Source organism: Streptomyces sp. NPDC058751, assembly GCF_042746485.1.
Taxonomy (GTDB): domain Bacteria; phylum Actinomycetota; class Actinomycetes; order Streptomycetales; family Streptomycetaceae; genus Streptomyces.
Genome location: NZ_JBHYPZ010000016.1, coordinates 24566 through 50409, shown reverse-complemented (window position 1 = coordinate 50409; position 25844 = coordinate 24566). Strand labels below are relative to the sequence as shown.

The window sequence follows — 25844 nt, the reverse complement described above, 5'->3', positions numbered from 1 at the left end:
CCTCCCCTTGGACCGGGGCGCTCCGGACGCGGGAGCGGCACGCTCTAGACGCGCGTGCTGTCACCGCGCCTGGGCTTGAGCGACCCCCTCGGCAGCGCGAGTTTGATCTCCTCACGCAGGTCGCTGATCTTCGGATAGCCGGCGTACTGCCCGGTGAGGCGGTACATCTCGCGCAGCCGGTCCCAGGTGCGATGGGAGGAGTTGGCGCCCATCGACGTCAGGGCCAGTCGCGCGTAGCGGTCGGCCTGTTCGGGGTCGTCGGCGATGAAGCAGGCCGACGCCAGCGAGATGTGGTCGAAGATCTTCGACCGGTCCCGTCCCGACTCCCGCAGTTTCAGCGCCTCCTTGGCGTGCCGCTGCGCGGTCGCCGCGGCGGCCGGCTCGTGCTCGGCGAGCGTGCGGTAGGCGAGCGCCTGCATGCCGTGCATGTCGGCCTCGTCGAACAGCTGCATCCAGCTCGGCGGCGGGACGTCGCCGCGGTCGGAGGCGAACAGGTCCTCCGCCACGCCCAGGGTGCGCCGCATGGCCTGGCCCCTGCCCATGGACGCCTGCGCCCAGGCCTCGATGGTGTGCAGCATCGCCCGGGTGCGGGGCAGTACCTCGTCACCGGAACCGGACTTGGCGAGCTTCATCAGGTCGAGCGCGTCGTCGGGCCGGCCCAGGTGCACCATCTGACGGGCCGCCCGGGAGAGCGCCTCCCCCGCGCGCGGCCGGTCGCCGCCCTCCCGTGCCGCGTGGGCGGCGATGACGAAGTACTTCTGGGCCGTGGGTTCCAGGCCGACGTCGTGCGACATCCAGCCCGCGAGGACGGCGAGGTTGGCGGCGACGCCCCACAGGCGCCGCTGGAGATGGTCGGGGTGCCGGTAGGAGAGCATGCCTCCCACCTCGTTGAGCTGGCCCACCACGGCCTTGCGTTGCAGCCCGCCGCCGCGGGCCGCGTCCCAGGCCCGGAACACCTCGACGGAGCGCTCCAGTTCCTCGATCTCCTGCGACCCGATGGGGGCGGCCTCGTAGCGGTCGAACCCGGCGGGGTCGGCGTGCAGGGGGTCTTGGAACGTCGGAGCGTCGGCCGTCAGGGCCGGATCGGTGTGCAGCCAGTCGTGCATGGCAGTGCTGAGTGCTGATCCCGCGGCGAGCGCGGCACCCGCGCCCACCAAGCCGCGTCGGTTGAGCATGAGGTCCATTCCCGTGAATTCGGTGAGGACCGCGGCTGTCCGCTCGGGCGCCCACGGCACTCCGTCGGGATGTTCCGCATTCCCGGCGGCGCCTTGCCGTTTCCCCGTACGCCCGCGCCTGACCAGACCGAGGTCCTCGATGGTCACGACACGGCCGAGACGCTCGGTGAACAGGGCCGCCAGCACCCGCGGCACCGGATCGCGCGGGATCTCTCCCATGTCGATCCACCGCCGCACCCGCGAGGTGTCGGTCGCCAGCTGGGGGTGGCCCATGGCCGCCGCCTGCCGGTTGACCAGCCTCGCGAGTTCTCCCTTGGACCAGCCGGCCAGGCCGAACAGGTCCGACAGACGAGTGTTGGGTTGTCCGTTCACGTCAAGCCCCCAGGTTCTCGGCTGATTTCGACAGTAACCGCCTGTCAGTTGCTGAGCGACTATTCGCCAGGGTTCGCCAGGGTGCGCCAGATGGTGTGCCAGTGGGCGTCGGGTGTCAGGTAGGAACGCGCCACCCCGACCCGGTTGCCAGGGACATTCCCCAGGATGAACCAGGCGGCCGGGGCGGGCAGCGCGGCAACTCGCAGGCACACGAAGGGATCTGTTTCGCCCATGTACACAGCATCGTCCTCCGTGTCCGCTCCGCCCCGGTCGTTGCACCCCCGCCCGGTGGGCAGCGGCCCTTACCTCGACCCCGCGCGTCAGGCGGCCCCCGTTCTCGGTGCCGGCCGGACGCGGCGCGTGCCGGGGCTCGGCACCCAACCGCTCAGCGGGAGAATCGACTTGTCCGGCCCCCAGGGCGCCCAGCTGCGCACGGCGATCGCGTCGGTGCACCGGATCTGTCCGGAGTTCGCCCCGGTCCAGGTGCTGCGCCGCAGCGGACGCTCCGTACTCCTCGTCGGCACGACGGGACGCAGCACGGCCGTGGCCAAGTGCTTACTGGACCACTCCCCCGTCTGGGCCGAGCGGATCCGGCACGAAATAGCTGCATACCGTCTGTTCGTCCGGCACCGCCCGCCCGTTCGGGTGCCCCGGCTGATCGCGGCGGATCCGGACAACTGCACACTGGTGATCGAGCGCATGCCGGGCCGGGTGGCCGCGCTCCAGCGCCACCCGCTCGAGGCCCCGCCCCGCGCGGACATCCGCGCCGCGCTGAGCGCCGTCTGCCGGCTGAACGCCTGGCGTCCGCCGGCCGGGACCTTCAACGCCCCGCTGGACTACGCCGAACGGATCTCCCGCTTCCACGAGCTGGGACTGCTCACCGACCGGGACATGGGCGACCTGCAGAAACTGGTGCACGGCATCGCGACGACGTCCGGGCGCCAGGGCATGGGCCAGTTCTGCCACGGCGACGCCCTCCTGTCGAACATGCTCCTCTCACCGGCCGGTCCAGTGCTGGTGGACTGGGAGCACGCGGGCTGGTACCTGCCGGGCTACGACCTGGCGACGCTGTGGGCGGTCCTCGGTGACGCCCCCGTGGCACGCCGTCAGATCAGCCAGCTCGCGCAGTCGGCGGGCCCGGCGGCACGGGACGCCTTCCTGGTGAACCTGATGATCGTCCTGACCCGCGAGATCCGTACGTACGAAATGGCCGTGCAGCGTTCGCTGCACGACGCGGCCCCTGCGGCAGCGGGCCCCGCCCACCCGGCTGCTGCGCCGTCCGGCGAGGAACAGCGGCTGCTGCTGAGGCGGCTGCACGACGACTGCCAGCTGGCCCGCCGGGCCGTGCGCGCGGCTGTCGGTACTCGCTGAAGGGGGACGGAGGTCCGCGGTGGCGCCGGCACAGGGCACACCGCGGGCCTCCCTCACGCACGACCCGCCGTCCGGGGCAATGGTCCACACCACTGATGCCCCGCAGGCCGGGAGGCCACCGTCACGAAACCCCTCTTCCCCCCATGTCTGCATTGGTAAAACGCCTCCTGCTGAACATAATTGACGGACCGTCGGAGGATCGTCGACGCTGACGCGTCCGGCTCTCGAACCCCCCACCGTTCCAGGAGGCCGCATTGCACGGGTCCGCCACCGAACCTCAGGGCGCCGCCAGGTACAGACGCGCGCGCAGGACCGCGGGAGCCGTCGCTTCCGCCGCACTGCTGCTGCCGCTGCTCGGCGCGGCCCCTTCGAGCCCGGCCGGGCAGGCGCCCGCCGACCGGCTGCAGCAGGCCTTCACCGCCGCGGCCGCCGAGTACCACGTTCCGCCGGGCGTGCTGCTCGCCGTCTCCTATCTGCAATCCCGCTGGGACACGCACGCCGGTGCCCCGAGCGTCACCGGCGGCTACGGCCCCATGCACCTGACCGACGCCCGTACGGCGATCGCCGCGGCCCCGCACCACGGCGACGGCACGGAGGACGCCCGCGGCGACGGCTCGCGCCCCGCCCTCGTGGCGAAGGCGCGGGTGCCCGCGGACTCCCGGCTCCCGGCCCGGCTCACCACCCTGAGGAAGGCCGCCGGCCTCACCGGCCTGCCGGCCGAGCGGCTGCGCACCGACGCGGCGGCGAACGTCGCGGGCGGCGCCGCGCTCCTCGCCGCCGCGCAGCGGAACCTCGGCGAGCCCCTGAGCGAGGACCCCGCCGACTGGTACGGAGCGGTGGCGCGCTTCTCGGGAGCGGACGACAGCGCCACCGCGGCGACCTACGCCGACGACGTGTACGACGTGATGCGCGCCGGCGAGCGGCGCACCACGGACACCGGCCAGCGGGTGACGCTCGCCGCCCGGCCCGGGCTGAGCCCCGACACCGCGCAGCTGAGCCGTGCGGGACTGCGGCCGGCCTCCGCCGACGGCACGGAATGCCCGGTCACCGTGTCCTGCGAGTGGATCCCCGCCCCGTACCAGGAGTTCGGCGAGGGCGACTACGGCAACCACGACCTCGGCGACCGGCCCGCCTCGCAGAGCATCAAGTACATCGTCATCCACGACACGGAAGGCACCTGGGACGGTGTGCTGAACCTCGTCCAGGACCCGACCTATGTGTCCTGGCAGTACACCCTGCGGTCGACCGACGGACACGTCGCCCAGCACGTGAAGGCCAAGGACGTGGCCTGGCACGCGGGCAACTGGTACGTCAACGCGAAGTCGATCGGCCTGGAGCACGAGGGCTTCCTGACCGCGCCCGACACCTGGTACACGGAGGAGATGTACCGGGCCTCCGCCCGCCTGGTGCGGTATCTCGCCCGGAAGTACGACATCCCGCTGGACCGGCAGCACATCATCGGGCACGACAACGTGCCGGGCCCCACGGCCGCCACCATCCCGGGCATGCACACGGACCCGGGCCCGTACTGGGACTGGCGGCACTACTTCACCCTCCTCGGCCACCCCTTCCACGCCTCGGCCAAGAAGGGCGGCGACCTGGTGACCGTCCTGCCCGACTTCGACGCGAACCGGCCTGTGTACACGGGCTGCGTCACCGCGGGCGAGCCCTGCGCCGCGCACGGCTCCAGCGAGGTGCGCCTGTACTCCCAGCCGGACGAGACCGCGCCGCTGGTCCAGGACATCGGCCTGTACCCGAAGGGCGACCCCTCGACGACCGGCGTGAACGACGTCGGCTCGCGCGCCTCCACCGGACAGCGGTACGCGCTCGCCGGACGGGACGGGGACTGGACGGCGATCTGGTACCTCGGCCAGAAGGCGTGGTTCAAGAACCCGCAGAAGCAGCCGACCGCGGTGCGGGCGTCGGGTCCGGCCGTGACCCCCAAGGAGGGGCTGGCGGAGATCCCCGTGTACGGCAGGGCGTACCCGGAGAAGGAGGCGTACCCGGCGGGCGTGCCCGTCCAGGCCGTCTCGCCCCTGCCCTACAAGATCCTCGCCGGCCAGCGCTACGCGGCCGGCGACAAGGTGCCCGGCGAGTACTTCTACTCGCCGACCTTCGACACCACGCCGCACCGGGTCGTGATCGGTACGGACATGTACTACGAGATCCAGTTCGGGCACAGGGTGCAGTTCGTCCGGGCCGCGGACGTGGACCTGCTTCCGTAGACCGTCCGGCGGTTCGGGACCGGGCCCGCGAGGAGCGGGCCCGGCGCCCGGATCGCCGAAGGCAATGGCACCGGCAACCGGCCAGGGAAAGCGCCGTCCAGGACAGGTTCGGCCGCGCTCGGGTCAGTTAACGACATGTAATCACGCACATGCTCTCCGTACGCTCTGATGGGCCGTTCACGGAACACGGCACACCCTGGGGCAGGCATGGGCAACTTCGTCAAAGAGACTTCAGCGCGGCCGACGGGCGCGGCGGTCCCCCAGCGGTGCGAGTGCGGTGGACAACCGCGCAACGACGCGCCGGCGGGGGCCGAGGAAAGGTTCCGGGGCCTGCTGGAGGCGGCACCCGACGCCATGGTCATCGTCGACGACACCGGCACCATCAAACTCGTCAACGCCCAGACCGAAGCCCTCTTCGGCTACACCCGCGAAGAGCTGCTGGGCCACCCCGTGGAACTCCTCGTACCGGAACGCTTCCGCGCCCACCACACCCTCCATCGCAACGGGTACACCGACAACCGCCAGGTCCGTCCGATGGGCGCGGGACTGGAACTGTACGGACTGCGCAAGAACGGCACCGAGTTCCCCGTGGAGATCAGCCTCAGCCCCCTGGAGACCACCGACGGGCTCCTGGTCTCCGCCGCCGTCCGCGACGTCAGCGACCGCAAGGCGGCTGAGGAAAGGTTTCGGGGTCTGCTGGAGGCGGCACCCGACGCCATGGTCATCGTCGACGACACCGGCGCCATCAAACTCGTCAACGCCCAGACCGAGGCCCTCTTCGGCTACCGGCGCGAGGAACTGCTCGGACACTCCGTCGAGCTCCTCGTGCCCGGCCGCTTCCGCGGCCACCACCACCGGCACCGCGACGGCTACGCGGACAACCGCCAGGTCCGTCCGATGGGCGCGGGACTGGAACTGTACGGACTGCGCAAGAACGGCACCGAGTTCCCCGTGGAGATCAGCCTCAGCCCCCTGGAGACCACCGACGGGCTCCTGGTCTCCGCCGCCGTCCGCGACGTCAGCGAGCGCAAGCGCGCCGAGGCGCGGATCAACGAACTGGCCGGTCTCGTGGAGTCCTCGCAGGACGCGATCCTCGCCAAGACCCTGGACGGCCACATCACCTACTGGAACGTGGCGGCGCAGCGGCTGTACGGCTACTCGCGGGCCGAGGTGATGGGCAGGCACGTGTCCCTGCTCGCCACCGCGGAGCGGCGGGACGAGATCGACCTGCTCCTCGACCGACTGCGCAGCGGTGAGAAGGTCGAGCACTTCGAGACCCTGCGGCTGACGCGCTCGGGCGCCCTGCTGGACGTGGACATCACGCTGTGGCCGACGCGTGACGCGGACGGCACGGTGATCGGCGCGTGCGCGATCGTCCGGGACATCAGCGACCGCAAGAGGGCCGAGGCGGAACTGACCTTCCTGTACGAGCAGCAGCGGCACATCGCCCTCACCCTCCAGCGCAGCCTGATGGGAACGCCGCCCGCCATCCCCGGTCTGAACACGGCGAGCCGCTACCGGCCCGCCACGCAGGGAGCGGGCGTGGGCGGTGACTGGTTCGACCTGATCCCGCTGGGAGCGGGCCGGGTCGGGGTGCTGATCGGCGACGTGATGGGCCGCGGTCTGGACGCCGCCGCGGTGATGGGCCAACTGCGCTCGGCCGCGCACGCCCTGGCCAAGACCGGTATGCAGCCCCGCCAGTTGATGCAGGCCCTGGAGGCCGTCGTCGGCGATCTGGACGTGCCCGACCAGCTCGTGACCTGCTGCTATCTGGTCGTCTCCGCCGACGCGGGCGAGGTGACGGTCTGCTCGGCCGGGCATCTGCCGACCCTGGTGGCCACCCCCGGCGCCGGTGCCCGGCCGCTCCCCGCGCCGGTGAACGCGCCGCTCGGCGTCGGCGGCATCCTCTACGAGCAGGCGACCTCGGTGATCCCTCCCGGGGCGACACTCGTGCTGTACACCGACGGTCTCATCGAGACGCCCGGCAGCGACATCGAGGACCAGCTCACCCGGCTCACCACCACCCTCGCGGACCTGTTCGCCGACGCCCCCGACCTGGAGGACGCCGCCGACCACGTGCTGTCCGCCCTGCTGCCGGACACCGACGGGCACAACGACGACGTCACGCTGCTGCTCACCCGGCTCCCCGACGGTCCCCTGGCCACCGTGAACACCGACCTGCCCGCGGTGCCCGAGTCGGTCCCGGAGGGCCGCGCCTTCCTCAGCAAGGCGCTGACCTCCTGGGAGTGCGCTTCCGCCGCGGACGACGCCCGGCTCCTGCTCTCCGAGGTCCTCACCAACGCCGTGCAGCACGCGCAGGGGCCCATCGGTCTGCACCTGTGCCGCACCGCGACCGACCTGACCGTGGAGATCAGCGACCGCAGCCCGCACCTGCCGCAGCCCCGGACGGCCGGCGAGGACGAGGAGTCCGGACGGGGGCTGATCCTGGTCCGCACGCTCGCCGACAACTGGGGTGTACGCCCCACCGACGCGGGCAAGACCACCTGGTTCACCCTCAAGCTGTGACGCCTGTCGGGGTGTTCGGCCTCAGCCCTGCTGGAAGAGTTCCGCCGGGAGCGGCTTCAGGAGCGCGTACAGATCGTCCGTGATCGGCCGGTCCCAGGCGGCGATGGTCACCAGGACGTTGTCGCTGCGGTCGAACTGGACGCAGGAGATACGGGTCTCGGAGAGCTTCAGCCGGCGCACGATCATGAGGTTGTCGCCCTGCATCACCGGCATGTCCTCGGTCCCGGTGACGGTCACCTCCTCGTGGTTCTCCAGCGCGAGGAGGAGCTGGGCCACCTCGAAGGGGACCTCGCCCTCGGCGACGTCCCGGGCCTGGGAGCCCTCGGGCAGATTGCCGATGATCATCGCGGGACCGCGTCCGCCGAACAGGTCGTAGCGCAGGAAGACGCCCTGGCAGCTCCCGTCGGGGGCGGGCAGCAGGCCCGCGCCGAGATTGCCGGGCCAGTCCCCCGGATCCATGGCCAGAACATCGAAGTCGGGCCCGGCGGGCGTGGCGTTGCGGCGGCGGAGGAAGGACATGCCGCAATGGTACGTGCACGGGCGCGTACCGGTCCCCACGGACGCCGGTGCGTACGGGCCCCGGGCGCCGTACGCACCGGGCCCGCCGCGCCGTGTGCACCCGTCCGCGTCAGGAGATGGCCTGGTCCCCCAGTGCCGCCGCCAGTCCCCTGTGGTCGGTGCCGACCTTGCGGTAGACCGCCGACAGGAGCCGGGTGACGGCGTGCTCGTCGATGTGCAGTTCCTCGGCTATCTGGGCCGGGGTCCGGTCCCGCACGGTGAGCGCGGCGGCGGTGCGCTCACGGGCGGTGAGGGCGTCCGTCTCGGTGCTGTGCAGGCGGCGCGGCCGCAGTCCCGCCGAGGCCAGCTCGTCACGGGCGTCCTCGATCAGTCCCTCGGCACCGCACTGGACCGCCGCGTCGAGGCCGCGGTAGAGGTGCTCGGCGGCTTCCCTGGGGCGCCCGGCACGGCGCAGCCCGGTGCCCAGGGCGACCAGTGAGCAGGCCAGTTCGTAGCCGGCCGGGGAGCGCTCCAGGTGACCGACGGACTCTTCGAGGAGCCGGACGCGGTCCGGGCCCGGGGAGACCTCGGCGGCGACGCGCAGGGCCTGGCCGATCGTGGAGGGCGCGCCGTACTGGCGGGCGCGGTTCACCGCTTCGAGGGCCGTGGCCACGGCGCGCTCCGGGGCTTCGTGGCTCTCGGCGCGGGCGAGGTGGAGCTGCCAGGGGCACCAGGCGGGGTTGCGCATGCCGCGCGGGTCGAGGCGGCGGCCGGCGGACGCGAGCTCGGCGGCGGCGTCCTCGGTGAGACCTCGGGCGAGCAGGAGTTCGCCGTACACGGTCTGGGCGTCGGGGAAGGTCACGGCGGCCGGGAAGGGCGCGTGGAAGGCGTAGGCCTCGCCGGTGCGCGCGGCCTCCTCGACCTGGCCGCGGGCGAGCAGGACCTGGATGAGGGTGCCCACCGCGTACCAGTGGACGGGGGTGCCGGGTCCGACGCGTTCGGCGAGCCTGAGGCCCGCGCGGACGAAGTCCTCGGCCTCGGCGAGACGGCCGCGGCGGAAGCGGACGTACCCGAGGATCGTGTAGCCGAAGGACAGGTGGGCGCCGTGCCAGCCCTGGGACTCGAAGTCGGCGATCCCGGCGGCGAAGAGTTCTTCGGTGCGGCCGGGCCGGTCGGCGTACATGAAGGTCATGGCGACCAGGACGGGGACCTCGAAGCCGCGGTCGGCCTCGGCCCAGCCGAGGCCGCCGGCGAGGGCGCGCTCGGCGTGCCGGAGGGCGACGGGCGCGGGTTCGCCGCGCAGGGTGGCGTCCCAGGCGCGCAGGCCGATCACGTAGCGCTCGGTGAGGTCGTGTCCGGTGAGCCGGTCGGCGAGGCGGGCCAGCCGGCGGGAGCGGGCGGGCGAGTCGGGTTCGTCGGCGCGGAAGGCGTCCCACATGAACTGCTCGGACTGCATGCGCAGGCGTACCCGGGCGTCGCCGGTGACCGGGATCTCGCGGGCGAGGGTCTCGGACGCCTCGGCGAGGCGGTCGCTGTGCGCGAGCACCTGGGACAGGCGGTAGACGATGTTGTGGCGCAGGTCGGGGTCGGTGATCGGTTCCTCGAGGGCGGCGCGCAGGTGGTTGACCGTGGTTCCCGGCTCGGTGAGCAGGGAGGCGCAGCCCAGTTCGTACAGGACGGCGGCGCGGTCCCCGAGGGGCGGCGGTTCGCGCAGGGCGCGCGCGAGGTAGCGGCGGGCGGCGTCGGGGGCTCCGGCGCGCTGGGTCTCACGGGCGGCGGCGCGCAGTTGCTGGACGATCCAGGTGTCGCCGTCCGGGTGGGTCTCCATGAGGTGGCGGGCGGCGGCGGCCGGGCCGAGGCCTTCGTCGATCACGCACCAGGCGGCCTGTCCGTGCAGGGCGGTGCGGACGCTCCCGGGGATGTCCCGGTAGACGGCGGTGGCGATGAGCGGGTGGACGAATTCCAGGGGGTCGGCACCGGTCAGGATGCGGGCGGTGCGCAGGGCGTCCGCCGCGTCGGCGGCCTCCTCGGTGCCGAGGCCCGCGACGGCCGCGGCGAGCGAGGGGCGGATCTCGGTGCCGAGGACGGCGCAGGCCCAGGCGAAGCGGACGGTCGCGGTGCCCAGGCGGTCGAGGCGGGCGACGATGCCGTTGCCCTTGACGGCGGCGGCGAGGTCGCGCAGGAGGTGCGCCCCGTCCTCGGTCGGGGTGAGCCCGCGGTCGCGGACCTTGGCGGTCAGTTCGACGGTCTCGAAGGGGTTGCCCGCGGTGACCGCCCAGCACTCGCGGCAGAACGCGTCGTCGGCCCGGGTGCCGAGGTCCTCCCGCACGAGCCGGGCGACGGCCGGGGCGCTGAGCGGTTCGAGGCCGATGGGGCGCTGTCCGGCGCGGCCGGGCAGTCCTCTGAACGCCTCGGCGTGTTCGGGGAGTTCGTCGGGCCGGTAGGCGACGACGAGGAGCAGGGGGAGCTGTTCGGCGCGGGGCGCGAACGCGGCCAGCCAGCTCAGCGATTCGGCGTCGGCCCAGTGCGCGTCGTCCAGGAGGAGCACCATGGGCGAGCGCTGGACGGCGAGGTGGGTGAGCACCCAGTCGAGTCCGGCGCGCAGGCCCTGCTGGTCGGGCGGGGCGCCCTCGGAGGGCGCGCACAGGCCGAGCGCGGGGCCGACGATGGCGTACCAGCTCCCCAGGGAGGCGCGGAGTTCGGCCTCGGTGTATCCGGCGAGCTGCGGTTGCAGGAGCTGTCGGGCGACGTGGAAGGCGACGCGCTGTTCCTGTTCTCCGCCGCGCGCGCTCAGCACGGTGCAGCCCTTGGCGGCGGAGCGCCTGCGGACCTCGCCGAGGAGGGTCGTCTTGCCGATCCCGGCGCGTCCGGCGAAGGCCAGGAGCGCGCCGCGGGGGCGGCCCGGGGGCTCGCCGGGTTCCCGGCGCAGACCGACGAGGTCGCTCAACGCCTCGTCGGCGGCGGAGAGTTCGCTCTCGCGCTCGAAGAGCGTACGACGGCTGCGAAGGCTGCGTTGCCCCATGATCACCCCCTGCCACGATCGCGCGTCCGCGCGGGGAGCGGATGCGCACCGTGACGTTCAGGCACCTCAGCGTACGCCCCGATCATCCGCGGGGCAGCCCGTTCGGTCGCTCCTGGTCGGAACCTCGCGCCCGGCGGCGGGGGCCCGGGGGTGGCCGGGCGGGTGCGGGGGCCGGACCGCCGCCCCTCTCGCTCCGGAGGGGGCGGGGCGGGCCCGGCGGCCGTCGGTTCAGGTCAGGTCGAACTCCCCTTCACGGGCCCCCGATACGAACGCCCCCCATTCCGCGGGCGTGAAGATCAGGGAAGGGCTCTGGGGGCGGCCACTGTTGCGCATCGCGATGAAGCCCTCGACGAAGGCGATCTGGACATCTCCGCGCCCTCGGCTGCTGGACTGCCAGTCGGCGTTGCTGAGGTCCAGCTCCGGCTTGTCCCAGCCCGCGAGCGGGTGCTGCTCGATGGTGCTCTCGGCCACGTCCTGCTCCTCCCGGTTCGTCGTCCGCGGCCAGCCTAGCGATCGGTCCGTGCCGCGCACAGGCCATGTGAGGGGGAGGGGTTCAGGAGACGGGCGGCGCGGCGCCGACCAGCCACATCGAGAAGAACTGGGATCCGCCGCCGTAGGCGTGGCCGAGCACCCTGCGAGCCCCGTCGACCTGGTGTTCTCCGGCCTGGCCGCGCACCTGGAGGGCCGCCTCGGCGAAGCGGATCATGCCGGAGGCGCCGATCGGATTGGTGGAGAGGACGCCGCCCGACATGTTGACGGGCAGGTCGCCCTCCAGTTCGGTCACGCCCGACTCGGTGAGTTTCCAGCCCTCGCCCTCGTCGGCGAAGCCGAGGTTCTCCAGCCACATGGGCTCGTACCAGGAGAACGGGACGTACATCTCGACGGCGTCGATGTCGCGCCGGGGGTCCGCGATGCCGGCCTGGCGGTACACGTCGGCGGCGCAGTCCTTGCCGGCCTGCGGGGAGACGAAGTCCTTGCCGGCGAAGAGGGTCGGTTCGCTGCGCATCGCGCCGCCGTGCATCCAGGCGGGCGGGCGTGGTGAACGGGCCGCGCCCGCGCGGTCGGTGAGGACCATCGCGCAGGCCCCGTCGCTGGAGGGGCAGGTCTCCGAGTAGCGGATCGGGTCCCAGAGCATGGGCGAGGCCTGGACCTTCTCCAGGGTGATGTCGTGCTCGTGGAGGTGCGCGTACGGGTTCTTCAGGGCGTTGCGGCGGTCTTTGTAGGCGACGAGCGAGCCGACGGTGTCGGGTGCGCCGGTGCGCCGCATGTAGGCGCGCACGTGCGGTGCGAAGAAGCCGCCCGCGCCGGCGAGCAGCGGCTGTTGGAAGGGGACCGGCAGGGACAGGCCCCACATGGCGTTGGATTCGGACTGTTTTTCGTAGGCGAGGGTCAGGACCGTGCCGTGGACGCGGCCCGCGACGAGGTTGGCGGCGACCAGGGCCGTCGATCCGCCGACGGAGCCCGCCGTGTGCACCCGGAGCATCGGTTTGCCGGTCGCGCCGAGCGCGTCCGCGAGGTACAGCTCGGGCATCATGACGCCCTCGAAGAAGTCGGGCGCCTTGCCGATGACGACGGCGTCGATGTCGGCCCACGTCAACTCGGCGTCGGTCAGCGCGCGTTGCGCGGCCTCGCGGACGAGTCCCGCGATGGACACGTCCCGGCGTGCCGCCACGTGCTTGGTCTGGCCGATGCCTACGACGGCCACGGGCTCCTTGCTCATCGGGCGTCCCCTTCGAGTACGGCGACCAGATTCTGTTGGAGGCAGGGGCCGGAGGTGGCGTGGGCGAGCGCCCGGTCGGACTCCCCGCTGTGGACGCGCGCGGCGGCCTCGCCGATGCGGATGAGCCCCGCCGCCATGACCGGGTTGGCGGCGAGGGCTCCTCCCGAGGGGTTGACGCGCACGCCGTCGTCGAGCCGCAGCGCCTTGCGCAGGACGACTTCCTGGGAGCTGAAGGGGGCGTGCAACTCGGCTGTGTCGACCGGCCTTTCGAAGGCTCCGGCCCGTTCGGCGGCCAGCCGGGTGGAGGGCGAGTCGGTCAGGTCGCGCACCCCGAGGGAGTGTGCCTCGATGCGGTGGTCGATGCCCCGGATCCAGGCGGGCCGCTCGCACAGCTCACGGGCGCGGTCCCCCGCCGCGAGGATCACGGCGGCGGCGCCGTCGCCGACGGGCGGGCAGTCACCGGTGCGCAGGGGTCGTACGAGGTAGTCGCCCTGGGGCACCGGACCGCGCAGCTGGGCGTGGGAGTTGGCGGTCGCGTCGGCCCTGCTCCGGGCGGCGACCGAGGCGAGCTCCCGTTCGTCGGTCTCGCCCGCGTCGATGAGCGCCCGGGCCTGGAGCGCGGCGAGGGCGACCGAGTCGGGCCACAGCGGGGCCAGGTAGTACGGGTCCAGCTGCCGTGTCAGGACGTCGCGCACGGAGCCGGGCGAGGACTTGCCGTAGGAGTAGACGAGCGCGGTGTCGGCGTCGCCGGTGAGCAGTTTGGTCCAGGCCTCGTACAGCGCCCAGGCGCCGTCCGTCTCGACGTGCGACTCGGAGATCGGGGGCCAGGCACCCACTCCGTCGAGCGCCATCGTGAAGGAGAAGGCGCGGCCCGCGAGGTAGTCGCTGGAGCCGGAGCAGGTGAAGCCGATGTCACCGGCCTTCAGGCCCGTCCGGCCCTGGACCTCGTGCAGGACCGGGAGGAGCATCTCCACCTCGGAGAGCTCGTCGGAGGTGCGCCGGTGGTCGCTCTGCGCGAAGGCGACGACTGCGATGTCCCTGACGGTCCGCATCTACAGCATCTCCTTGTACGTCTCGTAGTCCGCGTCGGGTTCCCCGGTGGGCCGGTAGTGGTCGGGGTAGCGGCCGTCCTTCGACCACACGGGTTCCACGCGCAGGCCCATCCGGACCTCGTCGTAGGGGATGCCGCCGATCCGGCCGTGCAGCGCGAGGTCCGCGCCGTCGAGGGCGATGTGCGCGTAGACGTACGGGACTTCGATGTCGAGGTTCTTGGCCTTGATGTTGACGATGCAGTAGGTGGTGACGGTGCCGCGGGGGCCGACCTCGACCCGTTCGGAGGTGGCCACCCCGCAGGTGGGACAGGCACCCCTGGACGGGACGTACACCTTTCGGCAGGAGGGGCAGCGTTCGCCGACGGTCCGCCGCTCGGCGAGGCCCGCGATGTAGGCGGTCTGGGCCCGGCCCGGGGAGTAGACGTAGTCGAGCCGCGCGGGGGCGACGATCCCGGTGACCATGTCCTCGAACCGGCCGTCGTGGCCCGCGGGTTCGCCCGGTTCCCCGTCGTACGGCTCGAAGCAGGCGATGTCGGTGATGGCACCGGAGCGCTCGGCGGCCCAGCGGACGCGCACGCGCATGCCGGTGCGCACGGCGTCGGGGCCGGGGGCGTCGAGGGCGTGCAGCAGGGCGGTGTCGGCGCCGTCGAGCCTGACCAGGACCCAGGCGAAGGGGGTGGCGAGGGGCTGGCCGCGGCGGGGTTCGTGGTTCCAGGCCCAGGTGGTGACGGTGCCGGTGGGGGCGACCTCGACGAGGTCGCGCAGTTCCTCGGCGGTGACGGGGTCGTACTCGACGGGCGGGACGAGGGTGTGTCCGTCGGCGGTCCTGACGCCGAGGACGACCTGTTCGCGCAGGCCCGTGAGGAAGGCGCTCTGCACGGGTCCGAGCGAACGGGTGAAGGGGAACTCGACGACGAGGGGGGCTTTGAGGACTTCGGGCATCGGCGGATCTCTCCTTCCGGCGGCCGGACGCGACGTGTCCGCGGGGCGGACGGGACGCGTCCGGGACGGGGCTTGCGGGTCAGGCGCGCCGGTAGACGGGCGGCCGCTTCTCGGCGAAGGCGCGGGATCCTTCCTTGGCGTCGGCCGTGTCGAACACCGGCCAGCCGCGCCGCAGTTCGGCGGCCAGGCCGTCGGTCTCGGTCAGCTCGGCGGTCTCGTACACGGACGCCTTGACGGCCTCGACGGCGAGCGGACCGCAGGCGTTGACCTGCTCGGCGACGGCGAGCGCCTTCTCCAGTGCCGTCCCGTCGGGCACCACATGACCGATCAGCCCGATGCCCGCGGCCTCCTGGGCGGTGTAGGGGCGTCCCGTGAGCAGCATTTCGAGGGCGTGGGTGCGCGGGATCTGGCGCTGCAGCCGCACCGTCGAACCGCCGATCGGGAAGAGTCCGCGCCTGACCTCGAAGAGCCCGAAGGTCGCGGAGGCGCCCGCGACCCGGATGTCGGTGCCCTGGAGGATCTCGGTGCCGCCCGCGACGCAGTGCCCCTCGACGGCCGCGATCACCGGTTTGCGGGGGCGGTGGTGGCGCAGCATGGCCTTCCAGTGCAGATCGGGGTCGGCCTTGAGCCGGTCCCGGTACTGCTCGCCCTCCATGCCCCTGCCCGCCAGCGCCTTGAGGTCCATCCCGGCGCAGAAGGCACCGCCTGCGCCGGTGAGCACGATCGAGCGGACCGTGTCGTCCGCGTCGGCCTCGACCCAGCCGTCGTACAGGCCGACGAGCATCGGCAGCGAGAGCGCGTTCCTGGCCTCGGGCCTGTTGAGCGTGAGCACCAGTGTGGCGCCTTCGCGCTGCACGGTGAGGTGTTCGGTCCCACCCATGGGTGTCCTCCCGTCTCGGATGCGAGAACAGGTTGCAGGAGCCGTCGAGCCAGTACAAGAGTTTTCTGACAGTCAGTCAGATTTCTTGTGCGGGGACCCTTCCCACTTGGGTCGGGCTTTGCTCTGATGACCGTCGGGTCCGGGGCGGACACGCTCCGGGGGAACACGGCCACGGACGTGCACGGTCAGGAGGAGCGGTGGAGTACAACCTTGCCGACCTGTTCGAGTCGGTCGTCGACGTGGTCCCGGACCGCGAGGCCCTCGTCTACCTCGACCACCCGGGCACGGGGGCGGAACGCCGCCTGACGTACGCGCAGTTGGACGCGGCCGCGAACCGTGTCGCGCACCATCTGACCGACAGCGGGATCCGTCCCGGCGAGCACCTCGGCCTCCATCTGTACAACGGCGTCGAGTACCTCCAGACGGTGCTGGCCTGCCTGAAGGCGCGGATCGTGCCGGTCAACGTCAACTACCGCTACGTGGAGGACGAGCTGGCCTATCTGTACCAGGACGCGGACCTGGTGGCGCTGGTCTTCGACGCGGAGTTCGGCGGCCGGGTGGCGGCCGCCCGGCCGCGGGCCCCGCGGCTGCGGCATCTCGTGCGGGTGGGCGCCGCCGCACATACGGCGGGCGCCGCGGACGCGAAGGGCCCGGCGGGCGCCGGGGGCGTGGCGGACGCCGTGGACTTCGGGGACGCCGAGGCCGCCGGTTCACCGCTGCGCGGCTTCGCCCCGCGCTCCGCGGACGACCAGTTCATCATCTACACCGGCGGCACGACGGGGATGCCCAAGGGCGTGATGTGGCGGCAGGAGGACCTCTTCTTCGCCGGGCTCGGCGGCGGCGCGCCGACCGGCGATCCGGTGACGAGGCCCGAGGAGCTCGCCGAGCGCGTCGCGGCCGGCGGCGCGGGGATCACCTTCTTCCCCACTCCCCCGCTGATGCACGGCACCTCGACGCTCACCGCGTTCATCGCCTTCAACTTCGGCCAACGGGTCGTGCTGCACCGCAGGTTCTCGCCCGAGGACGTCCTGCGGACGATCGAGAGGGAGAGGGTGACCAGCGTGTCGCTGGTCGGCGACGCGATGCTGCGGCCTCTGATCGACGCGCTGAACGGCCCCTTGAAGGGCACGGACTGTTCCGCCCTGTTCAGCGTGTCCTCGTCCGGCGCGATCATGTCGGACACCGTGCGCGAACAGTTCCAGGCGCTCGTCCCGAACGTGATGCTGCTCAACAACTTCGGTTCCTCGGAGTCCGGCTTCAACGGCACCGCGACGGCCGACTCCGGCCCCGGGCGCGGCTTCCGGATCCGTGTCAACGCCCGTACGCGGGTGGTGGACCCGGTGACGCACGAGCCGGTCGCGGCCGGCGAGCCGGGGCGGGTCGCGCAGCGCGGCCACGTGCCCCTCGGCTACTACAACGACCCCGAGAAGACCGCCGAGACGTTCTTCCGCAAGGACGGCGAACGCTGGGTGCTCCTCGGCGACATGGCCACGGTCGACGAGGAGGGCGTCGTCGTCGTCCTCGGCCGCGGCTCGCAGTGCATCAACACCGGCGGCGAGAAGGTGTACCCCGAGGAGGTCGAGCAGGCCCTGAAGTCGCACCCGGACGTGTACGACGCCCTGGTGGCCGGAGTGCCCGACCCGAAGTGGGGCAGTCACGTGGCGGCCGTCGTCCAGCTCCGGGAGGGCGCGCCGCGGCCGTCGCTCGACGACATCCAGACGCACTGCCGCACCCGGCTGGCCGGGTACAAGGTCCCGCGCCAGCTGGTGATCACGGACTCCGTCCAGCGGTCGCCGAGCGGCAAGGCCGACTACCGGTGGGCGCGGGAGGTGGCGGTGGCGGCGGACCGGTAGCCGTCGGCGGTGTCATCCGGGTGATTCCGGCGACGTACTCTGTGCGCGGCCTCCTCCCTCCTTTGAACCGGAGGTGACGGACAGCCGTATGGGGGATGACGGAACAGCCTCCGTCCACCAGCACCGGGTTACGCACGGAAGGACTTCGGGTGTCGCACCACACGCCTCCTCGTCAACTGCCGGACGCCGACACGGGTCCGGACCCCGACGCGACGGCGGCGGACGGGACCCGCGAGGACTCCGGGACGGACGACCGGACCGACGCGCACGCGAGTGCCGGGACCGAGGAGCGGACAAAGGGGGTGAACGGCGGCGAAGAGCGCGGTGAGGCCGCGGCCGGGCCCGCCGTCCCCCACCCCGCCGACGGTGAGCCCGTCGGCCGGCACCCCGCCGACGGCCACGAGCCCGCCGGCTCACGCCCGGCGGCCGACGACGAGCCCACCGACACGGACCGGACGACCGACACCGAACCCGCCGACACGGACCTGGTGACCGCTGTCGAACCCACCGACACGGAACCGACGGACGACGCCGAACCCACCGGGACGGACCCGGCGACCGACGCGGAACCCGCCGACGCGCGCCCGGTCACCGACGGACCTGCCGGGACGGACCCGGAGGCCACCGCCGTTTCCACCGACACGCACCCGGCCGACGAGCCCACCGGCGAGCCCGCCGCCCCGCACCCCGTCGACGCGGAACCCGTCGATCCTCGGCCGGCGACCGACGAAGCCGCCTCCGAAGCCGCCGGTCAGGACCCCGCCGGGTCCGCGGCCGGGGACGAGGCCGGACCCGTCGCGAGCGCCGCCCCCGCCGTCCGCCCCGGGTGGTTCGGCTGGCGGCGCCGCTACCCCCGGACCGCGCGTGCCGTGCGGGTGGGCACCACCGTCCTGGCCGGCGCGCTGGTCGTCACCGTCCTCATCGTGCCCAACCGCCTCGACTGGATGAGCGTCCAGGCGTTCTTCCGCCTCCCGGTCGAGGCGGTCTACCTCTCCGCCGTCCTGCTCGCGCTGCCCTCCAGGGCACGGCGGATCACGGCCAGGGCCCTGGGAGTGCTCCTCGGGCTGTCCGCCATCCTGAAGTGCCTCGACATGGGCTTCCGCCAGACCCTGGCCCGGCCGTTCGACCTGGTCTTCGACTGGGCCCTGCTGAGAGACGGGGCGGACTGGGTGAAGGACTCGTTCGGGCGCTCGGGCGAGCTGCTGGCGATCGTCGGGGCGATCGTCCTGGTCATCGCCGTGCTCACCCTGAGCGTGCTCGCGATGACGCGGCTGGCGGACGTGCTGGCCCGGCACCGCACCGGGGCCGTGCGCTCCACGCTCGTCCTCGGCGTCGCGTGGGTCGTCTGCTTCACCCTGGGCGTGCAGTCCGGCGGGGTCACGATCGCCACCAAGGGCTTCTCCCAGTTCCTCTCCAACCGTGTGCAGTACGTCCGCGACGGCCTCGGCGACGCCGACGTCTACAAGAAGCAGATGGCCGCCGACGCGTTCGCCGACACCCCGTCCGACCAGTTGCTGACCGGACTGCGCGGCAAGGACGTGATGTTCACCTTCATCGAGAGCTACGGCCGTGTGGCCATCGACGATCCGTCGATGGGACCCGAGGTCGACGCGACGCTCGCGGAGGGCCGTGCGAGGCTCGAGTCGGCGGGCTTCCAGGCGCGCAGCGGCTGGCTCAAGTCACCCGTGGCGGGCGCCGGGAGCTGGCTCGCCCACTCGACGTTCCTGTCCGGTACGTGGGTGAAGAACCAGCAGCGGTACCGGTCCCTGACCACCAGCGACCGGGCGACCCTCACCAGCTACTTCCAGAAGACGGGCGCCTGGCGCACGGTCGGCATCGTCCCGGGCGTGCGCAAGTCCTGGCCCGAGGGCACGTACTTCGGCCTCGACCACATCTACGACTCGACGCACCTCGGCTACCAGGGCCCGTACTTCAGCTGGACGCCGGTGCCGGACCAGTTCAGCCTGGAGTCCTTCCAGAAGCTGGAGCACGGGAAGAAGAACCGCGACCCGATCATGGCGGAGATCATCCTCGCCTCCAGCCACAACCCCTGGTCCCCCATCGCCCACATGATCGACTGGGACGACCTCGGGGACGGCAAGGTCTTCTACAAGATCAAGGAGGAGGGGACCAACCCCACGGAGGTCTGGAAGAGCTCGAAGCGCGTGCGGACCGAGTACCGCAAGGCCGTCCAGTACTCGCTGGACAGCCTGACCCAGTGGGTCCAGCGCTACGGCGACGACGACACCGTCCTCGTCTTCCTCGGCGACCACCAGCCCGTCCCGACGGTCACCGGGAACAGCTCCAACAGGGACGTGCCCGTCACCATCGTCGCCCGCGACCCGAAGGTGCTGGACCGCATCTCCGACTGGGGCTGGACGGACGGCCTCAAGCCTGCGGCCGACGCTCCGGAATGGCCGATGAACAAGTTCCGCGACCGCTTCATGACGGCGTACGGCCCGAATCCGGGCACGGCGGCCACGACCACGCGCTGACCGGCCCCACGGCCGACGACACGGCGGGCCCGCAGCCTCCCCGGCTGCGGGCCCGCCGTTCTGCGTCGGCGACCGCCCCGGCCGGGCCGAGGGCCGCACAGCCGGGTGCCGCACGTCGGGGACCGCACCTCGGCAGGGTGGCACCTTGACCCCCGAGGTTCATGAATCTAACCTGAGTTCTCATACATAGACAGCGTCTGCATACGGGGTGAGGCTCATGGCAGGGTTCGGCGCGGATCCGGACGGCGTGGCCCAGCGACTGCGGGACGGTATGACGAGCGGGGTCCTGTCCTTCCCGCTCACGAGCTTCACGGTGGACGGCGCCCTCGACCCGGACTCCTTCCGGACCTATCTGGCCGCCCGGCTGGCCACGGGGCCGGGCGCGGTGTTCCCCGCCTGCGGGACCGGCGAGTTCAGCGCGCTGGACGAGGCCGAGTACCGCGCCGTCGTCACCGCCGCCGTCGAGATCGCGGACGGCCGCATGCCCGTGGTCGCGGGCACCGGTTACGGATGGGCGCAGGCGCTGCGGTTCGCGCGGATCGCCGAGGAGGCCGGCGCGGACGCCCTCCTCGTACTGCCCCACTACCTCGTCGAGGCCCCCGAGGCGGGCCTGGTCGAGCAGCTGCGCCGGATCGCCGCCGGCACCCGGCTGCCGCTCGTCGCCTACCAGCGCGGCCCGGTCACGTTCACCCCCGAGGGGCTGCGGGCCGTCGCGGCGATCCCCGGGGTCATCGGGCTCAAGGACGGGCACGGCGACCTCGACCGGCTCCAGCGCCTCACCCTCGCCGCCCCCGACGGCTTCCTGTTCTTCAACGGGGCCGCCACCGCCGAGATCCAGGCCCGCGCGTACGCCGCCGTGGGCGTCCCCGCCTACTCGTCGGCCGTCCACGCCTTCGCCCCCGAGATCGCCGACGCGTTCTTCACCGCCCTGCGCGCCGACGACGAGGCGACCGTGCACACGCTGCTGCGCGACTTCTACGTACCGCTCGTCGAGCTGCGCGACACGGTGCCCGGCTACGCCGTGTCCCTGGTCAAGGCCGCCGCCCGGCTGCGAGGCCTTCCCGTCGGCCCGGTGCGCGCGCCGCTCACCGATCCCGGACCGGCCGACCTGGCGGCCCTGGAGCGGATCCTCGACACCGGACTGACCCTGGCCGACGCCGTGCGCCGGCCCTCCTGAGGGGTACACGGGGGGGGGCGGCCTCGCGGGGCCCGGGGCGGGCCGCTCCCCGGCCCGTCGCCGCCGCCCCGGGGCCACCCCGCGACCGGCCGCCCCCGCCCACCGCGCACACCCCCGCCCACCCCGTGCAGGTCGTACACAAGGAGTCCGATGAAGAGCCGGCAACCGACGATCACCGAGTTCTCGGTCTACCCCGTCGCCGGACGGGACTGCATGGAGCTGAACCTGTCGGGCGCCCACGGACCCTGGTTCACCCGCAACGTCGTGGTCCTCAAGGACTCCGAGGGGCGGACCGGGCTCGGCGAGGTGCCGGGCGGGGAGAAGATCACCCGGACGCTGCGCGAGGCCGCACCCCTCGTCCTCGGTTCGAAGCTGGGCGACCACCAGCGCGTCCTGCGCGAGATCGGGAACCGTTTCGGCGACCGCGACGCGGGCGGCCGCGGCGCCCAGACCTTCGACCTGCGCACGGCCGTCCACGCCGCCACCGCCGTCGAGTCGGCCCTCCTCGACCTGCTCGGCAAACACCTCGACGTGCCCGTCGCCGCCCTCCTCGGGGACGGGCGGCAGCGGGACCGGGTGCGGGTGCTCGGCTACCTCTTCTTCGTCGGCGACCCCGACCGCACGGACCTGCCGTACGTCCGCGAGCGCGACGCGGACGTGGACTGGTACCGCCTGCGGCACGAGGAGGCGCTGACACCCGGCGCGATCGTCCGGCAGGCCGAGGCCGCCCACGAGCTGTACGGGTTCCGGGACTTCAAGCTCAAGGGCGGAGTCCTGGAAGGCGCCGAGGAGGTCCGGGCCGTACGCGCGCTCAAGGACCGCTTCCCCGAGGCGCGCGTCACGCTCGATCCCAACGGCGCGTGGTCGCTGCGGGAGGCGATCGAGCTGTGCGGGCCCCTGACCGGCACGCTCGCCTACGCCGAGGACCCCTGCGGCGCCGAGGACGGGTACTCGGGACGGGAGGTCCTGGCCGAGTTCCGCCGGGCGACGGGACTGCCGACGGCGACCAACATGATCGCCACGGACTGGCGGCAGCTCACCCACGCCCTGGCGCTCCAGTCGGTCTCGATCCCGCTGGCCGACCCGCACTTCTGGACCATGCGGGGCTCGGTGCGGGTGGCCCAGCTCTGCAACGCGATGGGCCTGACCTGGGGCTGCCACTCGAACAACCACTTCGACATCTCGCTCGCCATGGTCACCCACTGCGGGGCCGCGGCGCCGGGCCCGTACAACGCCCTCGACACCCACTGGATCTGGCAGGAGGGCCTGGAGCGGCTCACGGTCGACCCGCCGCGCATCGTCGACGGCGAGATCGCGCTGCCGGACGCCCCCGGCCTCGGCGTCGAGCTGGACGTGGACCGGCTGCTGGCAGCGCACGAGCTGTACCTGAAGGAGGCGCTCGGCGACCGGGACGACGCCGTCGCCATGCGCCGGCTGGTTCCCGGATGGGAGTTCGACCCCAAACGGCCCGCCCTGGTGCGCTGAGCTGCGGACCGTCCCCGTTCCCGCTCCGCGAAAAGCACCGCTGAACCCTTGCGTCGACGGTGGGCACCTGAATTACTGTTCGAACAGGACGACCGAATGATCGGTCGTCCGGAATGACATGCTCGGCGAGGGAGAGGGCGCGATGGCGGGCTCGACGGACTCGAAGGGCCTGCTCGACACGGGCGAGCGGCTGGACACCGGGGAACTGCGGACGCTCCAGCTGGAACGGCTGCGCGCCTCGCTGCGCCACGCGTACGAGAACGTCCCCTTCTACCGGGAATCCTTCGACAAGGCCGGGCTGCGCCCCGACGACTGCCGCTCGCTCGCCGACCTGGCCCGGTTCCCCTTCACGACGAAGGCGGACCTGCGGGAGAACTACCCGTACGGGATGTTCGCCGTGCCGCAGGACCGCATCCGGCGCATCCACGCGTCGAGCGGGACGACCGGCCGCCCCACGGTCGTCGGCTACACGGAGAACGACCTGTCCATGTGGGCCGACATGGTGGCCCGTTCGATCCGCGCGGCGGGCGGCCGGCCCGGCGACAAGGTCCACATCGCCTACGGCTACGGGCTGTTCACGGGCGGGCTCGGCGCCCACTACGGGGCGGAACGCCTCGGCTGTACGGTGATCCCCGCGTCCGGCGGCATGACGGCACGTCAGGTCCAGCTGATCCAGGACCTGAAGCCCGAGATCATCATGGTGACCCCCTCGTACATGCTGACCCTGCTCGACGAGTTCGAGCGCCAGGGCGTGGACCCGCGCAGCACCTCGCTGCGGGTCGGCGTGTTCGGGGCCGAGCCGTGGACCGAGGCGATGCGCCGCGAGATCGAGGAGCGGTTCGCGATCGACGCGGTCGACATATACGGGCTCTCGGAGGTCATCGGCCCCGGTGTCGCCCAGGAGTGCGTGGAGACCAAGGACGGTCTGCACGTCTGGGAGGACCACTTCTACCCGGAGGTCGTCGACCCCTTCACGGGCGAGGTGCTGCCGGACGGCGAGGAGGGCGAACTCGTCTTCACCTCGCTCACCAAGGAGGCCATGCCCGTGGTCCGTTACCGGACCCGGGACCTTACGCGGCTGCTGCCCGGCACGGCGCGGGTCTTCCGCCGGATGGAGAAGATCACCGGGCGCAGCGACGACATGGTCATCCTGCGCGGGGTCAATCTCTTCCCGACGCAGATCGAGGAGATCGTGCTGCGGACACCGGGCGTGGCCCCGCACTTCCAGCTCCGGCTGACCCGCGAGGGCCGCCTCGACGCCCTCACCGTACGCGCGGAGGCCCGGGCCGGTGCCACCCCCGAGACGCGCGAGGCCGCGGCGCGGGCGATCACCGCGGGCGTCAAGGACGGGATCGGCGTCTCGGTCACGGTGGAGATCGTCGAACCGGAGTCCCTGGAACGGTCGGTGGGCAAGCTGAAGCGGATCGTGGACCTGCGCCCGCGCGCCTGACCGACGCGGGCGGGGCCGCGGGGTACCTGACATCCCCGCGGCCCCGTCCGCTACGCCCGGCCGAAGCGGTCCCGCAGTTCCCGCTTGAGGATCTTCCCGCTGGCGTTGCGCGGCAGTTCGTCCACGAACAGGACCCGCTTGGGCGCCTTGAAGTGGGCGAGCCTCTCGCGTGCGTGGGCGATCAGTTCGTCCTCGCCGACCTCGCCCCGGGGCACGACGACGGCGGTGACGGCCTCGATCCAGCGCTCGTCGGGGAGCCCGACGACGGCCACCTCGGCGACCGACTCGTGGGTGTACAGCACGTCCTCGACCTGGCGCGAGGCGACCAGGACACCGCCGGAGTTGATGACGTCCTTCACCCGGTCCACCACGGTGAAGTACCCGTGGGCGTCGCGCACGGCGAGGTCTCCCGAGTGGAACCAGCCGTCGCGGAACGCCTCGGCGGTCTCCTCGGGCTTGTCCCAGTAGCCCTCGCACAACTGCGGTGAGCGGTAGACGATTTCGCCCGGTGTCCCGTCCGGCACGTCCTCGCCGTCCTCGTCGACGACCCGCGCGTCCACGAACAGCACCGTGCGTCCGCACGAGTCCATCCGGCCCTTGTGCTCGTCCGGTGCGAGGACGGTGGCGAGCGGGCCGATCTCGCTCTGGCCGAAGCAGTTGTAGAAGGCCAGCTTCGGCAGCCGTTCGCGCAGCCTCTCCAGGACGGGGACCGGCATGACCGACGCGCCGTAGTACGCCTTGCGCAGGCCGCTCAGGTCGCGTCCGTCGAAGTCGGGGCGGTTCGACAGGCCGATCCACACCGTGGGCGGGGCGAACAGGCTGTCCGCGCGGCCCGCCTCGATCAGGTCGAGGATCCGGTCCCCGTCCGGCGCGTCGAGGATCGTGTTCGAGGCGCCGACCGCGAGGTAGGGCAGCAGGAACACGTGCATCTGCGCCGAGTGGTAGAGCGGCAGCGAGTGCACGGGCAGGTCCCCGGCGCTCAGGTCGAGCGCGGCGATCGCGCTCAGGTACTCGTGCACCAGGGCGCGGTGCGTCATCATCGCGCCCTTGGGCAGCGCCGTGGTGCCCGAGGTGTAGAGGAGCTGCACGAGCGTGTCGCCGCGCGGCTCCTCACCGTCGTACGGGCGTGCCGCCTCCAGCCGCAGGAGGAGCGAGCCGTCGGCGTCGCGCAGCGGCAGGGTCCGTACGTCTTCCGGGAGCCGGTCCGCCAGGTCGGGGTCGGTCAGGACCAGGGCGCTTCCCGACTGGCCGACGATGTAGGCGAGGTCGTCGCCGGTCAGGTTCTGGTTCACGGGCACGTGGACCAGTCCCGCCCGGGCGCAGGCGAGGAAGGCGATCAGATAGGCGTCCGAGTTGTGGCCGTAGGCGCCCACGCGGTCCCCGGGGGACAGCCCCTCGTCGAGGAGGACGGTCGCCGCGCGGGAGACGGCCTCGTCCAGTTCCGCGTAGGTCCAGGAGCGCTCCCGGTAGTCGACGGCGCGCCGCGCCGGTGTGCGCCGGGCACTGCGCCGCAGCACCCCGTCGACCGTACTGCCGTGTCCAGGCGTCATGTCACATGATCCTCGGTCCAGGGAAGGAGGAGGTCAAGTCACCGCACACGG

At 72.4% G+C, this 25844-nt stretch carries 17 protein-coding genes; 8 read left to right on the top strand and 9 right to left on the bottom strand.

Going from position 1 to position 25844, the window contains the following annotated elements; all coding sequences use genetic code 11:
• Positions 1-44: 44 nt before the first annotated feature.
• Entirely contained in the window at positions 45-1547 is a 1503-nt protein-coding gene (locus tag ACFW6B_RS16875) for a hypothetical protein (protein ID WP_386596600.1), read from the bottom strand.
• Positions 1548-1778: 231 nt separating this feature from the next.
• Between ACFW6B_RS16875 and ACFW6B_RS16870 the strand changes: the two genes are divergently transcribed.
• From ACFW6B_RS16870 to ACFW6B_RS16860, 3 genes are all read left to right on the top strand, one after another.
• A complete protein-coding gene (locus ACFW6B_RS16870; protein WP_386596598.1) occupies positions 1779-2918 on the top strand; it encodes an aminoglycoside phosphotransferase family protein in 1140 nt (379 codons plus the stop codon).
• A 254-nt stretch (positions 2919-3172) separates the two neighbouring features.
• Complete coding sequence (locus tag ACFW6B_RS16865; RefSeq protein ID WP_386596596.1) at positions 3173-5143, top strand: N-acetylmuramoyl-L-alanine amidase; 1971 nt, start codon at positions 3173-3175, stop codon at positions 5141-5143.
• Positions 5144-5350: 207 nt separating this feature from the next.
• On the top strand, positions 5351-7669 hold the full coding sequence (locus ACFW6B_RS16860) for a PAS domain S-box protein (RefSeq protein ID WP_386596595.1): 2319 nt from the start codon (positions 5351-5353) through the stop codon (positions 7667-7669).
• A gap of 21 nt (positions 7670-7690) precedes the next feature.
• Here the strand turns inward: ACFW6B_RS16860 and ACFW6B_RS16855 are convergent, their stop codons facing one another.
• The 7 genes from ACFW6B_RS16855 to ACFW6B_RS16825 all read right to left on the bottom strand — a co-directional run bounded on the left by ACFW6B_RS16855 (position 7691) and on the right by ACFW6B_RS16825 (position 15783).
• On the bottom strand, positions 7691-8188 hold the full coding sequence (locus ACFW6B_RS16855; protein WP_386596593.1) for a hypothetical protein: 498 nt from the start codon (positions 8186-8188) through the stop codon (positions 7691-7693).
• 109 nt (positions 8189-8297) lie between these two features.
• Positions 8298-11189, bottom strand: a complete 2892-nt coding sequence (locus ACFW6B_RS16850; protein WP_386596591.1) for an ATP-binding protein — start codon at positions 11187-11189, stop codon at positions 8298-8300.
• A gap of 228 nt (positions 11190-11417) precedes the next feature.
• Positions 11418-11660: a DUF397 domain-containing protein gene (locus ACFW6B_RS16845; protein ID WP_037615767.1), complete on the bottom strand. Its 243-nt coding sequence runs from the start codon at positions 11658-11660 to the stop codon at positions 11418-11420.
• An 82-nt stretch (positions 11661-11742) separates the two neighbouring features.
• Entirely contained in the window at positions 11743-12909 is a 1167-nt protein-coding gene (locus ACFW6B_RS16840; protein WP_386596589.1) for a thiolase domain-containing protein, read from the bottom strand.
• Entirely contained in the window at positions 12906-13961 is a 1056-nt protein-coding gene (locus ACFW6B_RS16835) for a thiolase domain-containing protein (protein WP_386596587.1), read from the bottom strand. The genes ACFW6B_RS16840 and ACFW6B_RS16835 overlap by 4 nt, the downstream gene beginning before the upstream one ends.
• Positions 13962-14903: a Zn-ribbon domain-containing OB-fold protein gene (locus ACFW6B_RS16830; RefSeq protein WP_386596585.1), complete on the bottom strand. Its 942-nt coding sequence runs from the start codon at positions 14901-14903 to the stop codon at positions 13962-13964.
• 79 nt (positions 14904-14982) lie between these two features.
• Entirely contained in the window at positions 14983-15783 is an 801-nt protein-coding gene (locus ACFW6B_RS16825) for a crotonase/enoyl-CoA hydratase family protein (protein WP_386596583.1), read from the bottom strand.
• 197 nt (positions 15784-15980) lie between these two features.
• On the opposite strand from ACFW6B_RS16825, the gene ACFW6B_RS16820 reads away from it, so the two are divergent.
• The 5 genes from ACFW6B_RS16820 to paaK all read left to right on the top strand — a co-directional run bounded on the left by ACFW6B_RS16820 (position 15981) and on the right by paaK (position 24243).
• On the top strand, positions 15981-17636 hold the full coding sequence (locus tag ACFW6B_RS16820) for an acyl-CoA synthetase (protein WP_386596581.1): 1656 nt from the start codon (positions 15981-15983) through the stop codon (positions 17634-17636).
• Between the two features lie 485 nt (positions 17637-18121).
• Positions 18122-20131, top strand: coding sequence for a sulfatase (locus tag ACFW6B_RS16815; RefSeq protein ID WP_386596792.1), 2010 nt, complete (start codon positions 18122-18124; stop codon positions 20129-20131).
• A 217-nt stretch (positions 20132-20348) separates the two neighbouring features.
• Positions 20349-21308: a 5-dehydro-4-deoxyglucarate dehydratase gene (locus ACFW6B_RS16810; protein WP_386596579.1), complete on the top strand. Its 960-nt coding sequence runs from the start codon at positions 20349-20351 to the stop codon at positions 21306-21308.
• Positions 21309-21458: 150 nt separating this feature from the next.
• Positions 21459-22793 carry an enolase C-terminal domain-like protein gene (locus ACFW6B_RS16805; RefSeq protein WP_386596577.1) on the top strand — a complete coding sequence of 445 codons (1335 nt, stop codon included), beginning with the start codon at positions 21459-21461 and terminating at the stop codon, positions 22791-22793.
• A 118-nt stretch (positions 22794-22911) separates the two neighbouring features.
• Positions 22912-24243, top strand: coding sequence for a phenylacetate--CoA ligase PaaK (gene paaK, locus ACFW6B_RS16800; protein WP_386596575.1), 1332 nt, complete (start codon positions 22912-22914; stop codon positions 24241-24243).
• 50 nt (positions 24244-24293) lie between these two features.
• Here paaK and ACFW6B_RS16795 read toward each other — a convergent pair whose 3' ends face one another.
• Positions 24294-25793, bottom strand: coding sequence for an acyl-CoA synthetase (locus ACFW6B_RS16795; RefSeq protein ID WP_386596573.1), 1500 nt, complete (start codon positions 25791-25793; stop codon positions 24294-24296).
• Positions 25794-25844: the final 51 nt, after the last annotated feature.

What these genes read in the sequence shown, in the direction of transcription:
- ACFW6B_RS16840 (WP_386596589.1), bottom strand. Translation starts at nt 12,909, where the DNA reads ATGAGCAAGGAGCCCGTGGCCGTCGTAGGCATCGGCCAGACCAAGCAC.
- ACFW6B_RS16870 (WP_386596598.1), top strand. Translation starts at nt 1,779, where the DNA reads ATGTACACAGCATCGTCCTCCGTGTCCGCTCCGCCCCGGTCGTTGCAC.
- ACFW6B_RS16830 (WP_386596585.1), bottom strand. Translation starts at nt 14,903, where the DNA reads ATGCCCGAAGTCCTCAAAGCCCCCCTCGTCGTCGAGTTCCCCTTCACC.
- ACFW6B_RS16860 (WP_386596595.1), top strand. Translation starts at nt 5,351, where the DNA reads ATGGGCAACTTCGTCAAAGAGACTTCAGCGCGGCCGACGGGCGCGGCG.
- ACFW6B_RS16850 (WP_386596591.1), bottom strand. Translation starts at nt 11,189, where the DNA reads ATGGGGCAACGCAGCCTTCGCAGCCGTCGTACGCTCTTCGAGCGCGAG.
- ACFW6B_RS16795 (WP_386596573.1), bottom strand. Translation starts at nt 25,793, where the DNA reads ATGACGCCTGGACACGGCAGTACGGTCGACGGGGTGCTGCGGCGCAGT.
- ACFW6B_RS16825 (WP_386596583.1), bottom strand. Translation starts at nt 15,783, where the DNA reads ATGGGTGGGACCGAACACCTCACCGTGCAGCGCGAAGGCGCCACACTG.
- ACFW6B_RS16855 (WP_386596593.1), bottom strand. Translation starts at nt 8,188, where the DNA reads ATGTCCTTCCTCCGCCGCCGCAACGCCACGCCCGCCGGGCCCGACTTC.
- ACFW6B_RS16805 (WP_386596577.1), top strand. Translation starts at nt 21,459, where the DNA reads ATGAAGAGCCGGCAACCGACGATCACCGAGTTCTCGGTCTACCCCGTC.
- paaK (WP_386596575.1), top strand. Translation starts at nt 22,912, where the DNA reads ATGCTCGGCGAGGGAGAGGGCGCGATGGCGGGCTCGACGGACTCGAAG.
- ACFW6B_RS16835 (WP_386596587.1), bottom strand. Translation starts at nt 13,961, where the DNA reads ATGCGGACCGTCAGGGACATCGCAGTCGTCGCCTTCGCGCAGAGCGAC.
- ACFW6B_RS16810 (WP_386596579.1), top strand. Translation starts at nt 20,349, where the DNA reads ATGGCAGGGTTCGGCGCGGATCCGGACGGCGTGGCCCAGCGACTGCGG.